This window comes from Pontibacter sp. MBLB2868 (assembly GCF_051904785.1).
Taxonomy (GTDB): Bacteria; Bacteroidota; Bacteroidia; order Cytophagales; family Hymenobacteraceae; genus Pontibacter.
Genome location: NZ_CP196710.1, coordinates 4,699,104 through 4,711,660 on the forward strand (window position 1 = coordinate 4,699,104; position 12,557 = coordinate 4,711,660).

Genomic DNA, 12,557 nt, shown 5'->3' on the forward strand with positions numbered 1-12,557 from the left:
TTCTATCAAGCTGTTCGTGAGTTTACATTATCTTGTTCGGCTGGCGTGTTCCCGTTTTCCAGCGGTGTGCCGGGTACGCTGCCTGTTTCCTGCTCAGGATGCTCTGTTAAGCCTTCGTCCTCTAAAGGGTGCTCTTGCTCAACTTCGCTTTTTGTCTGGCTACGATCTGTGCCGGCAGTATGGGCCTGGTAAGTAGTAAGAGCCTCAAAAGGACGCTTTCCAACTAATCGCTCCAGGTCACTCTGGAATAGGATCTCCTTCTCCAGTAACTCCCGTGCAACAATTTCAAGCTCCTGCAGCTTATCTTTTAGCAGACCTTTAGTGCGCTGGTACGCAGAGTCAATGATCTGGCGTACTTCTTCGTCTATTGTCTCGGCAGTAGCCTCTGAGTATGGCTTGTTAAAGGCCATGTCAGTTTGCTTGGAATCGTAGAAGGACACGTTACCTATTTTAGCATTCATACCATACATGGTTACAATGCTGTAAGCCATTTTAGTAATTCGCTCCAGGTCACTTAGTGCACCAGTTGATATTTTACCAAAAACGATCTCTTCTGCGGCACGACCACCAAGGGCCATACACATTTCATCGATCAACTGCTCTGTTGTATACAGGAACTGCTCTTTTGGCAGGTACTGAGCATAACCTAACGCAGCTACGCCACGTGGAACAATACTTACCTTAACCAACGGATCGGCGTGCTCCAGGAACCAGCCTGCGATAGCATGGCCAGCTTCATGGTAAGCAACAATTTTCTTCTCTTCAGGAGAGATGATCTTGTTCTTTTTCTCCAGACCACCAATCACACGGTCAACCGCATCATTAAAGTCCTGTAGCTCTACAGCCTTTTTATTACGACGAGCGGCAATAAGAGCAGCTTCGTTACAAACGTTTGCAATTTCAGCACCGGCAAAGCCTGGTGTCTGGGCAGCCAATTTCTTTGCGTCCACATCCGCAGCCAGCGTTAACGGCTTCAGGTGTACATTAAAGATCTCAGTACGGCCATTAATGTCTGGCTTGTCAATGCTGATCTGGCGGTCGAAACGGCCAGGGCGTAGCAAGGCAGAGTCCAGGGTGTCAGGTCGGTTAGTGGCTGCAAGTATGATCACACCTGAGTCAGTTGCGAAACCGTCCATCTCCACAAGCAGGGAGTTCAACGTGTTTTCACGCTCATCGTTACCACCCGGCGTGGCACCACGGCTACGGTGACGACCAATTGCATCGATCTCATCGATAAAGATGATACATGGTGCTTTGGCTTTTGCCTGCTTAAAGAGGTCACGCACACGTGCAGCTCCCACTCCAACGAACATCTCCACAAAGTCGGAACCGGAAAGTGAGAAGAAAGGCACATCTGCCTCACCTGCCACAGCCTTTGCCAACAATGTTTTACCTGTTCCCGGAGGGCCTACCAGTAAAGCGCCTTTCGGTATTTTACCACCAAGTACGGTGAACTTAGAAGGGTTCTTCAGGAACTCAACGATCTCTTGTACTTCTTCCTTTGCTTCTTCAAGGCCTGCCACATCTTTAAATGTGATCTTCACCTTGTTTTCAGCATCAAACAAAGCTGCTTTAGATTTACCAATGTTAAATATCTGGCCACCGGCGCCACCAGATGTTACCCGGCGCATCAGGAACCAGAAACCAAATACAAGTAAGATCAGGAAGCCCCACTGCAGGAAGAAATCGCCGAAACCGGTTCTGTCAACCAGGTTATAGCCGATCTGTTGATCCTTAGGAACGTTTTCCTGCAGTTTCTCCAAGTCTTCTTTAAAAGACTCGGCTGAAATAACCTGAAAGTGGTATTGCGGACCAGAGTCCACGGTTACCAGGCCACGGTTATCAAGTTCCTGCTTGTATTTGTCGTTGTTAAGCGCTTCCTCTTTCAGGAATACTTCTACAGTTTTGCCGTTAACGATGTTTAGTTTTTTTACATCGCCGCTAAGCAGCATTTCTTCGAAATCTTGCTGTGTAGTTTCTACCGAAGAATTGCTTTTGTTAAGATAAGTAAGTCCGAAGATCAGCAGAATCAACACTGCCAGCATCCACAACTGCATAGTTGGGCGGGGTGGTGTGTTCGGGATGATCGGCTTCTTTCTTTTGTTATTGCCTTTGTTCTTTTCTGCCATTGATGTTGTGTTTCAGTTAATTGGAAACATTGGCTTTTGCTAAATGTTTAGCTACGGCCAAATGAGTTAGACAGAGTCTACGTGCTTGATACTGGCATCGCCCCAAAGCTCTTCCAGTGCATAGAACTCACGTTTATCCTTTAAAAATATATGTGCCACTACGTCTACATAATCCAACAGCACCCATTCTTTATTGATGCGCCCTTCGCTTTGCCACGGATTTTGTCTGATGGCCTTGAAAACTTCCTCTTCCACAGAAGTGGCAATCGCGTCTAGTTGGGTGTCTGAGCTGGCTGACGCTATTACGAAGTAATCAGAGACAGCGTTTTTAAGTGATTTAAGGTTAATTATTACAATATCGGAGGCTTTTTTCTCTTGCATCCCTTTTACTACAAGTTCTGCCAATATGTCTGAATTAGCCTCACCCTTGGTTTCTTTCATCTGCTATACTTAAATTTGATGTACAAAAGTATTAAATTCTAGGTTAAAGTATGTTGCCTAATACGCTCTTTGTGGGCCAGCAGCTAATTTTTCTGCCAGTCTGCACTTCCACGAATTCTGAGGCTCAGCAGCTTCTTATCAAAAATGAAGCCACAGAGGGCTGTACGGTAATAACGGCACAACAAACTGCTGGCCGCGGACAGCGTGGTAATGCCTGGGAGGCAGAGCCAGGCAAAAATATCACACTATCTGTTGTACTCGCACCAAAGTTTCTAGCTGTCAAACACCAGTTTTACCTCAATATGGTTGTGTCGTTGGCAGTGCTGGATCTGTTACACGAGTCTGGCTTAAACCAAGCACAGGTTAAGTGGCCCAACGATTTATATTTTCAAGATAAGAAACTTGGTGGGATTTTAATAGAAAATGCAATTAATAGCCTTACTCTACAACACAGTATTGTAGGGATTGGTTTAAATGTGAACCAGCTTGTGTTTGGTTATACAACGGCAACCTCAATGGCAAAAGTATTGGGTTACACCCTTAACCCGGAAAAAGTTACGATGCGGCTACTGGAACTGCTGGAGAAACGTTACCTGGAACTTCGCAGCGGTAAAACTGCAAAACTGAAGTATGAGTACCTGCAGGCGCTGTACCGTTACCAGGAGGAGCACGATTTTTTAATTGACAGCAAACAGGTAAGAGGGCAGATTTTAGGCGTGGCAGAAGATGGTCGCCTGGCCGTAGAGATCGAAAAGGAGTTGAGGTATTTTGCTTTTAAAGAGATAGCATACGTTATTTAGAGCGTCGCCTTTGGTTGAGCGATACGGCACCTGCCCCAGGGTGATCAGGTAACAGCAGCATGTCGAGTTTTACATCAATATCATCTGCCATATAAGCATTCGTTAGTTTTGGAGGATCGATATGATGTGCCTTTGTGCTGACAATAAAAGCGGATTGAAGGATCATTCTATTTCCTTTTTTGATCAGCACCCCTTTAATGCTCCTTTTTTTAGAGACACCATGTACGGTAAGTATGCCGTGTGCCGTTACCTCCTGTTTTTCATCGGGAGTTAAATTCAGCAGTTTACCGGTAAAGGTAGCCTTTGAATAGCGGCTGCTCTCCATGTATTTGTCATTGAAACGTTCCTGCATCATTGAGTTCGCAAACTGGAAAGTGCTAATAGGTATCTCAAAGTATAACTTTCCTGTTGCCAGGTCTATTTTGCCTGTTATTTCAGATGATGTTCCTTTGATCAGATCAAATGGGGCGCCGGCAGAAAAAGTAACCTGGCCAGTGCCCTGAAAATTGTCTTGCTGCGCCATACTAACCTCAGTACAAAGCAGAAAGGCTAGCAACAGTATATAGAGCGGTTTCATAATTCTTGTGGCATTAATATACTATAATTAACTTGATGCAGGGGATATGGTTGCGGCTCCTGAATAGAAAAAGAAGCGTTAGTGCTCATCCTATGTTAGAATCCTCAAAAAGTTATTTTGCTTCCTGTAATTGTTGCTTTTTGCAGTGATCCGAAACGAAATTAACTTATGAGAAAAGTAAAAAATTTGCACTGTGACTTAGGTAGAAGGCATTAGAGCAGTTTTGATTTTTGTACTTATTACGGACATGCCTTTTCAAGTGTGTGCTATGTTAGGTTTTATCGAAAACACCCTCCCGGAGTTTTTCAAGACACGGCAGGCAAGGAGCGCTTAGAAATTGACATTTAATGATTTATAGTTCTTAACTTTGGGGCCGGCGAGAGGTGATGTACTGGTAGCTGCTTTTCTTTTGATCTGTTTTAATAGTAGGCACTGTTTTTGATTTATTCTTGAAAAGCGGATATAGGACGGGATTTCCTCTGTTCATAAATATTTTGAAAATTATATTTAAACTTCTGGCTTTTTAAAGTATATTTGACTCTTAAGGTCAAAGTATAAGTAAGAGCTTAAACCGATACCAAGCATTATGAAGAATTTTACTAAACTGTTTTTTATAGCCACCCTGATAAGCACTCATCTGCTCGGCTTTGCAGCCAATGCAGATAGTATAGTTGCAGGAGTGGCACCTGTGTACAAGGGCGGCACTACTTCATGGAAGTTAATCCAGGAAAAGGGCACGCAGTTGAATGTGTCAGCGCAAAACGCACGCCCGGCATTTGTGCGAAGCGAGGAAGAACACGCCTGCTCTAAAATTTATGCATCGGCAGTTAGCCAGGTGTTCCAGGTAACAGAAGGGAAAACGACCAAGAGCATGTTTGTAAACAATACTGTGAGTATGGCTGCTATTGCACCGGTACGCAGTATTAAAGTTTTGCCATCAATCAATGCTTATCCAAACCCTTCCAGAGGCATTACTAAACTTTGGCTTAACCTGCCAGGTGCTAATGAGAATTATAAAATTCGCATCTCGAACACGATTGGCAAAGTTTTATACGTGAACGAGCTGATGCCTGCGGAGAAGCTGGAAGTTGAACTGAACATGACTAGTTTACCATCAGGAATATACTTTTATAGCCTGCTCGTAAACGATAAAACAGTAGAGACTAAGCGTCTGGTACTGCAGAAATAATAGCAATAAGCTATATCAAATATTAAAAGCCGGCCCTAAAGCCGGCTTTTTGATTTTAAAAGCTAAAAACTTTATAGCCGCGTTACATTATTTTGTATTTTCGGGGCTGAATCAACTATAGCTATGACGGATTATCGTAAGATAAATAACCTCGTTGGCTGGGTCGTGTTTCTTATCGCGACTACAGTTTATGTTTTAACGCTGGAGCCAACTGCCAGCTTCTGGGACGCTGGCGAATTTATTGCCACCTCCTATAAACTACTTGTTCCACATCCTCCGGGAGCTCCCTTTTACCTTCTTGTAGGGCGTATCTTCTCTATGTTTGCCAGTGATCCTACACAGGTAGCCTGGTGGGTAAACCTGCTTTCGGCGTTATGTAGCTCCTTTACAGTGCTATTCCTTTTCTGGACTATTACCATACTTGCTAAAAAGCTCCTGATCAAAGAAGGAGCTATGCCAACAAAAGGTAATATTCTCCTGATCATGGGCAGTGGTGCTGTAGGGGCATTGGCTTATACTTTCTCCGATTCTGCCTGGTTCTCAGCGGAAGAAGCAGAGGTGTATGCCATGTCGTCTTTCTTTACCGCTATTGTTTTCTGGGCTATGTTGCGTTGGGAGGCAAAGGTAGGAGAGGCACATTCCGATAAATGGCTGGTCCTGATCGCTTACCTGGTTGGCTTATCCATCGGAGCTCACTTACTAAACCTGGTAACCATACCGGCTTTGGCGTTTATCTATTACTTCAGGCTTTATAAGCCATCCTTCTGGGGGGGCGTAGTTGCTTTTGCCGTTAGTGCCGTGATCGTTGTTACCATCCTCTGGGGTGTGATCCCTGGCCTGCCATCAGTGGCTGGCGGTTTCGAAGTGTTTTTTGTAAATACACTTGGCTTACCATTTGGATCAGGGGTAATCACATTTGTGATCTTACTGATCATCGCCATTGTAATTGGCCTGCAGTACTCTATCAGGCACAACAAGCGCGTACTGAATACAGCCATTCTTAGCTTTATATTTGTACTGATCGGTTACTCTTCGTACATGATGATCCCGATACGATCATCTTATGAACCAACAATTGATGAAAATGACCCGGACGATATCCTTACATTCGTAGCCTACCTGAAGCGTGAGCAGTACGGAGACCGTCCTTTGCTTTACGGACCCCAGTACAATGCCCAGCCTGTTGACCAGGAGCAGGGTGCCCCACGTTATGTAAAAGGAAAAGATCGCTACATCGAAACCGGCCGTAAAGTAGAGCCAGTGTACGATAGCAAAGATAAGACGCTGCTCCCAAGAGTTTACAGCGATCAGCCGCAGCACATTGAAGAGTATAAAAAATGGATTGACCTGAAGGAGGGGCAAGCGCCTACATTTGGCCAGAACCTGAGTTTCCTGATGCGTTACCAACTGGGCCATATGTACTGGCGCTACTTCCTATGGAATTTTGTGGGTCGTGAAAGTGATGTGCAGAATGCCGGCGTACTTTGGTTTGGTAAAAATGATCCGAACGCGCCAGATCGTGTCCTAAATAGTGAAGCCCGTAATACCTTCTACCTGCTGCCGCTCTTGATTGGTATACTGGGATTGATCTACCAAATAAGGAAAGATGAAAAGAATGCCTTTGTAATTGGCCTGCTCTTCTTTTTTACGGGTATAGCCATTGCACTCTATCTGAACCAGCCGCCTGTTGAGCCCCGGGAGCGGGACTACACCTTTGCGGGTTCGTTCTACGCGTTTAGTATCTGGATCGGGCTTGGAGTAGTCGGCTTAGGAGATTTGCTAGGGAAGGTGCTGAAAAGTGCAACACCCCGAGCTGCAGTAGCTACCTTAATAGGTCTGGCTGTGCCGGGTATTATGGCTGCAGAAGGCTGGGATGACCATGATCGTTCAGACCGCTACCAGTCCGTTGATTCTGCTAAAAACTTACTGGATTCAGTAGCGCCAAATGGCATTTTATTTACGAATGGCGATAACGACACCTTCCCGCTGTGGTATGCACAGGAGGTAGAAGGCTACCGTACGGATGTACGGGTGGCGGTATTGAGCTACCTGAACACAGACTGGTATATTGACCAGATGATGCAGCGTTCTTATAAGTCTGCACCATGGCCACTGACACTAGGGCCTGAAAACTACCGCCAGGGCACGAATGACTATCTACCTTATGTAGAGCGTCCGCAGGTAGCTGCCGGCATAGACCTGAAGCAGTTCATTGAGCTGGTAAAGGAAAACCATCCTGCTTTGCAGGTACAGTATGGCCAGGGCACAACGCTACTTACCTTCCCTACTAAGAATTTCTCGCTGAACATAGATAAGCAGAAAGTTGACTCTATGAACATTGTACCTGAATACAAAGAGGATGAGATCGTAAATCGTATGCAGTGGACAATTAATAAGTCCATATTAGAGAAAAAGCACCTCGTGATGCTGGACCTGTTGGCTACAAACAATTGGAAACGCCCAATTTACTTCTCAACCACTGTAAACAGTGCAGATTTCATCGGCTTGTCCAATTACTTCGAGTTAGATGGATTAGCTTACAGGGTAGTACCTGTAAGGACTGCTGATGAAAACCAGCAGGGGTATGTTAACAAGGAAGTGATGTATGATAACCTGATGAACAAGTTCAGCTTCCGTAACTTTGACAACCCGGATATTTTCTACGACGAGAATTATTACCGCTTCTCGGCAAATGCCCGTGACAAGTTTGCCAAATTGGCAATGGCTTATCTGGAAGATGGAAACATTGCCCGTGCCAAAGAGGTGATAGACCGTAGCTTTAAGGTATTTCCTGAGGCTGCCGTGCCTTACGATTACTACACACCGCAGTTCATCCCGATGCTCTCAGCAGTAGGAGAAGAGGCTAAGGCAAAAGAGGTGCTGGAATCTATGGCCAAGAAATCAACAAAAGCACTTGATTACTACTTCGAAAAAGGCGCTTTGTTTGATACAGAGATACAGACAAACATGATCATACTGCAGCAGCTTGTAAGTGCTGCCGAAGAACTGGGCATGCAAAAGCGTGCAGAACAACTGCAGCAACAGTTTATGCAGTACCTGCAGCGCATGCGCCGTTAAACAAAATACTGGGATCAACAGTAATAAAAGCCGAGCCGCCTATAAGCGACTCGGCTTTTGTTCTTTGTACTTATAGACAACCATGCTGTAGATGATGCGACTCCATACACCTCTTGCCGCCCTTTTAATGCTATTACTTGTCTCCGCTTGCGGAAGCCCCGGAGTTTCCAGGCTCCAGCCTGTCGTTGTGCGTGCTGTTGCACCGGAGATTTCTATGAAGTATAATTTTTATGAGAACAATGACAGCCTACACTTTTTGATCAAGTTTGAAGATGAGCAAGGGGTGATGGATGTGCTGCAGTCTGCCACTGCTATGGAGTATTTTGTGAGACCAGGTTTAGACGAGAGAACACAGGTGTTGGCAGGCGATTCACTTATAAAGCCACACCGAAAGCTGTCAGATGTAGAGGGCCAGCTCCAAATGAGTTTCTCTATACCTGCGCAATTCGTTCGGGAGCCTAATGTGCTGCATCTCCGGCTTTGGCATGCACTGGTAGGGCAAGAGCGCATGGCTGTAAGATTTACCATTCCGCTTGAGCCCGGTATGCTGGAAAAGCAGTACCTGCTGGTGAAGGCAAATACAGGACACCCCCTGTTCAACGAATATGTAAACACATCAGAGAAGCTTGTTGTGCAGCAGCACAGTGACAGTACAAAACAACTGGAGGTTCAGTATTTTAAAACTGAATTTTCTCCGGCGCTGCCCCCTATGTCTGAACGGCAGGAAGCGCAGCCCAGAACGCTGACCGCTGATAGTACTTTTTACTTTGCTGCCGGAGATACAGCATTATTTCAAAAAGAAGGACTCTACTTATTTAATCCTGCATCAGACTTCTCGAGGGGGGTGCTGGTACAAAAGTGGGCCTTCCCACAGGTTACCATGGCGCAAGAGTTGCTGCAGCCATTAATTTATGTCACTACATCGTCGGAGCGGGAGAAACTTTTTAATGCCAGGAATGCCAAAGAGGCAGTGGATGATTTCTGGTTAAAAGTAGGAGGCAGTAAAGCTGCTGCGCGCGACCTTATCCGAACCTATTATGGCCGTGTGGAGACGGCAAACAAGCTATTTACCTCCCATAAGCCCGGCTGGACAACTGACCGTGGCATGATCTATATCATTTATGGCCGGCCCAGTAATGTAAGCAATGTAGGTAAAACAATTACCTGGATCTACCGTGAGTCAGAGACCAGCCCCTATGTTAAGTTCGTTTTTAATAAAAAAGAGAATAACTTTACAGAAAATCACTATGAACTGGTACGACTTCGTGAGTACGAAGATAGCTGGTACAGCACAGTCGCAAAATGGAGAGCAGGAATAACAGAAATATAGGTGGTAGCCGTTACGGCGGCAGCCCGAGAGCACCAAAGGAAGATAAATTAGAGATGATTTTCGGTTCACGCCCTATTTTGGAAGCGATGATGGCCGGGAAAACACTGGAAAAGATATTTCTGCAGAGAGGAGCCAAAAATCCTACTACTGATGAAATAATGTCCGAGGCTAAACGGCACGATGTGCCGGTGGCAACGGTACCTATCGAAAAACTAAACAAGCTAACGCGCAAAAACCACCAGGGGGCCGTTGCTTTTATTTCCCCTATCACTTACTCTCCGCTTGATGAGATAGTGACCTCCCTGTTTGAACAGGGTAAAAGCCCGCTTTTGCTGATCCTGGACAGGATTACAGACGTGCGTAACTTTGGTTCTATTGCCCGTAATGCTGAATGTATGGGGGTTGATGCCATCGTTATTCCAAGCCGCGGCGGAGCTCAGATCAATGCGGATGCTATGAAAACTTCTGCGGGAGCACTTAACCTGGTGCCGGTTTGCCGTGAGCCAAATTTAAAGGATACACTTGATTACCTGAAGGATTACGGAGTGCAGATTGTAGCCTGTACAGAAAAGACAGAGCATAATCTAACTGACTTTGCCGTTGATTTTGTCGGGCCTACTGCCATCATCATGGGTAGTGAGGAAGATGGTATCTCTCCTGAGTACATCAAACGTGCTGACGTTCGCCTGCGCATTCCTTTAATGGGGCAGATAGGCTCGTTAAATGTGTCGGTAGCAACAGGTATCATACTTTACGAAGCCATGAGCCAACGTCTGAAAGAAGGAAGCTTCACCAGTACTAACACAGCAGCGAATTAGAAGCCAGGCATCTTACGACGGTATATTATAGAAAAGGGCCGGAAGTAAATTTTACTTCCGGCCCTTTTGCTATGTAGGATATACTTAAGTATTATATATACTCAGCTCCTTTTTTTGATTTAGCATCGGCCATAAACTCCTTCACCTTCTGCTCCTCACTTTTCTTGCAGATCATCAGCACGTTATTGTACTCCGCAATAATGTAGTCTTCGAGTCCTTGTACTACTACCAGGCGCTCTTTAGGGGTTTTGATGATGCAGTCCTTGGTGTCGTATAGCATTACCTGTCCGTCAACCACGTTGCCATTATCATCCTTCTCGTTAATAGTGTATAGAGAGTTCCAGGTGCCAAGGTCAGACCAGCCAATATCGGCCAGTAACACAAATACATTATCCACCTTCTCCATAATGCCATAATCTATGGATACGTTACGGCACTGAGAGTAGGCTCTGGTGATAAAATTTTGCTCGGTATCAGTGTTAAGAGCTGTAGCTCCTTCTTCAAATATCTCCGAAATTTCTGGTAATTGCTGACGGAAAGCGCTGAGTATGCTCTTTACGTTCCAGATAAAAATACCTGAGTTCCACACAAAGTCACCACTTTCCAGGAACATCATAGCCAGTTCCAGGTTTGGTTTCTCCGTAAAGGTTTTCACTTTCTTTATCGCCTGCGACTCATCGTTCAGATACTGAATATAACCATACCCTGTATCAGGGCGGCTTGGAGTAATTCCAAGGGTTATCAGAATTTCATCTTTGTCGGCTGCTGCTACTGCTTCTTTTATCACGTCGGTGAACACTTCCTGCTTTAGCACCACATGGTCTGATGGCGTAACTACCAGGTTTGCATCGGGGTTGATCTTAGCGATTTTATAAGACGCATAGGCAATGCAGGGGGCTGTATTGCGGCCAATAGGCTCTAGCAGGATCTGGTTATCACTTAAAAAAGGCAGTTGCTCTTTTACAAGCGCCTCATAATCCTTGTTGGTTACAACGTAGATATTTTCGGGTGGACAAATATTTTCAAAGCGCTTAGCTGTCATTTGCAGCATACTTTCGCCTATCCCCAACACATCGTGAAACTGCTTAGGGTAATTTGTACGGCTGAATGGCCAGAAACGGCTTCCGATGCCGCCAGCCATTATCACCACATAAGTGTTTTTATCCATTATTATATAAGTCCTTCTTTTAGAAGATCGTGCAGGTGCACAAACCCTTCAAAGTTACCAGATTTAGTTACAATTAACTGTGTAATGCTTTTTTCCTGCATGATTGCCAGTGCTTCAGCTGCATACTGTTCCGGCTCCAGAGTTAGGGGTGAAGGAGTCATGATGTCGCTGGCTGTAATGTTTTCCGTATTATCGTATTTGTTTAGCATCCGGCGCAGGTCACCATCGGTAATAATGCCGATCAACTCTTTGGTGTCGTCTTTAACAACAGCCGTTGCTCCGAGGCGCTTTGACGAAATCTCAATAATAATCTCCTTTAACGAAGCGTTTGCATTAACGTTAGGTGTCTGGTTCTGAGGGTAAATATCGCTTACCTTCAGGTAAAGCCTTTTACCTAAGGAGCCACCCGGGTGCAGGCGCGCGAAATCAGAGCTGCTGAAACCGCGTGCTTCCAGTAAGCTCACAGCCAGGGCATCGCCCAGGGCAAGTGCGGCAGTAGTACTGGTGGTAGGGGCAAGGTTGTGTGGGCAGGCCTCACGCTCAACGTTTGCATTGAGTACAAAATCAGCGCTTTGTGCCAGGTAAGAGTCTGTGCTAGAGACTAATGCTGCAAGTTGGGAGCCCTTGCGTTTTAGTAACGGAACCAGTACCTTTATTTCAGGAGTGTTTCCACTTTTAGAAATACAGATAACAAAATCTTCCGGTTGTATCATACCAAGATCGCCGTGAATGGCATCTGCGGCATGCATAAAAATAGCCGGAGTTCCCGTAGAGTTAAGAGTGGCAACGATCTTGGTGGCTATGTTGGCACTTTTGCCAATTCCTGTTACTACCACTCGCCCTTTTATGTGAAGTATTGCTTCGACACAATTTTCAAAACCTTCGTCGATAAAATCTGCCAGTCTGGCGATTGCTTCGGCTTCGGCTTGCAATACTTTTTTTGCTGTAAGGGCTATATTATTAATAAGATTCAAAGTAAATTTGTATAAAGGTACCCTGCAAAGGTACGTGCAATTAGATTAAATTT

10 protein-coding genes are annotated in these 12,557 nt (G+C 45.3%); 5 read left to right on the forward strand and 5 right to left on the reverse strand.

All coding sequences use genetic code 11. The features are described from left to right. Positions 1–5: 5 nt before the first annotated feature. Positions 6–2,129: an ATP-dependent zinc metalloprotease FtsH gene (ftsH, locus tag ACSX1A_RS20290; RefSeq protein WP_439881457.1), complete on the reverse strand. Its 2,124-nt coding sequence runs from the start codon at positions 2,127–2,129 to the stop codon at positions 6–8. Between the two features lie 66 nt (positions 2,130–2,195). Then, positions 2,196–2,570 carry a ribosome silencing factor gene (gene rsfS, locus ACSX1A_RS20295; RefSeq protein ID WP_439881458.1) on the reverse strand — a complete coding sequence of 125 codons (375 nt, stop codon included), beginning with the start codon at positions 2,568–2,570 and terminating at the stop codon, positions 2,196–2,198. Between the two features lie 50 nt (positions 2,571–2,620). Here rsfS and ACSX1A_RS20300 point away from each other — a divergent pair, with 50 nt between their 5' ends. Next, positions 2,621–3,370, forward strand: coding sequence for a biotin--[acetyl-CoA-carboxylase] ligase (locus tag ACSX1A_RS20300; protein WP_439881459.1), 750 nt, complete (start codon positions 2,621–2,623; stop codon positions 3,368–3,370). Here the strand turns inward: ACSX1A_RS20300 and ACSX1A_RS20305 are convergent. Further along, positions 3,363–3,947 (reverse strand): YceI family protein, encoded by a 585-nt coding sequence (locus tag ACSX1A_RS20305; protein ID WP_439881460.1) that lies wholly within the window; start codon positions 3,945–3,947, stop codon positions 3,363–3,365. The genes ACSX1A_RS20300 and ACSX1A_RS20305 overlap by 8 nt on opposite strands. Positions 3,948–4,533: 586 nt before the next feature. Between ACSX1A_RS20305 and ACSX1A_RS20310 the strand changes: the two genes are divergently transcribed. The 4 genes from ACSX1A_RS20310 (at position 4,534) to rlmB (ending at position 10,362) form a co-directional block, all read left to right on the forward strand. After that, on the forward strand, positions 4,534–5,136 hold the full coding sequence (locus ACSX1A_RS20310) for a T9SS type A sorting domain-containing protein (RefSeq protein WP_439881461.1): 603 nt from the start codon (positions 4,534–4,536) through the stop codon (positions 5,134–5,136). 123 nt (positions 5,137–5,259) lie between these two features. Continuing rightward, positions 5,260–8,214 carry a glycosyltransferase family 117 protein gene (locus ACSX1A_RS20315; RefSeq protein ID WP_439881462.1) on the forward strand — a complete coding sequence of 985 codons (2,955 nt, stop codon included), beginning with the start codon at positions 5,260–5,262 and terminating at the stop codon, positions 8,212–8,214. A 91-nt stretch (positions 8,215–8,305) separates the two neighbouring features. After that, entirely contained in the window at positions 8,306–9,544 is a 1,239-nt protein-coding gene (locus ACSX1A_RS20320) for a GWxTD domain-containing protein (protein WP_439881463.1), read from the forward strand. Then, positions 9,517–10,362, forward strand: coding sequence for a 23S rRNA (guanosine(2251)-2'-O)-methyltransferase RlmB (gene rlmB / locus ACSX1A_RS20325; RefSeq protein WP_439881464.1), 846 nt, complete (start codon positions 9,517–9,519; stop codon positions 10,360–10,362). The genes ACSX1A_RS20320 and rlmB overlap by 28 nt, the downstream gene beginning before the upstream one ends. Positions 10,363–10,453: 91 nt before the next feature. On the opposite strand, the gene ACSX1A_RS20330 is transcribed toward rlmB, so the two are convergent. Together ACSX1A_RS20330 and ACSX1A_RS20335 are read right to left on the reverse strand one after the other, a co-directional pair. Continuing rightward, a complete protein-coding gene (locus tag ACSX1A_RS20330; protein WP_439881465.1) occupies positions 10,454–11,530 on the reverse strand; it encodes a mannose-1-phosphate guanylyltransferase in 1,077 nt (358 codons plus the stop codon). A 2-nt stretch (positions 11,531–11,532) separates the two neighbouring features. Beyond that, entirely contained in the window at positions 11,533–12,504 is a 972-nt protein-coding gene (locus tag ACSX1A_RS20335; RefSeq protein ID WP_439881466.1) for a KpsF/GutQ family sugar-phosphate isomerase, read from the reverse strand. Positions 12,505–12,557 lie beyond the last annotated feature (53 nt).

Coding starts and splice junctions, on each gene's coding strand:
- rsfS (WP_439881458.1), bottom strand. CDS start 2,570: ATGAAAGAAACCAAGGGTGAGGCTAATTCAGACATATTGGCAGAACTT.
- rlmB (WP_439881464.1), top strand. CDS start 9,517: ATGGAGAGCAGGAATAACAGAAATATAGGTGGTAGCCGTTACGGCGGC.
- ftsH (WP_439881457.1), bottom strand. CDS start 2,129: ATGGCAGAAAAGAACAAAGGCAATAACAAAAGAAAGAAGCCGATCATC.
- ACSX1A_RS20330 (WP_439881465.1), bottom strand. CDS start 11,530: ATGGATAAAAACACTTATGTGGTGATAATGGCTGGCGGCATCGGAAGC.
- ACSX1A_RS20305 (WP_439881460.1), bottom strand. CDS start 3,947: ATGAAACCGCTCTATATACTGTTGCTAGCCTTTCTGCTTTGTACTGAG.
- ACSX1A_RS20315 (WP_439881462.1), top strand. CDS start 5,260: ATGACGGATTATCGTAAGATAAATAACCTCGTTGGCTGGGTCGTGTTT.
- ACSX1A_RS20320 (WP_439881463.1), top strand. CDS start 8,306: ATGATGCGACTCCATACACCTCTTGCCGCCCTTTTAATGCTATTACTT.
- ACSX1A_RS20310 (WP_439881461.1), top strand. CDS start 4,534: ATGAAGAATTTTACTAAACTGTTTTTTATAGCCACCCTGATAAGCACT.
- ACSX1A_RS20300 (WP_439881459.1), top strand. CDS start 2,621: ATGTTGCCTAATACGCTCTTTGTGGGCCAGCAGCTAATTTTTCTGCCA.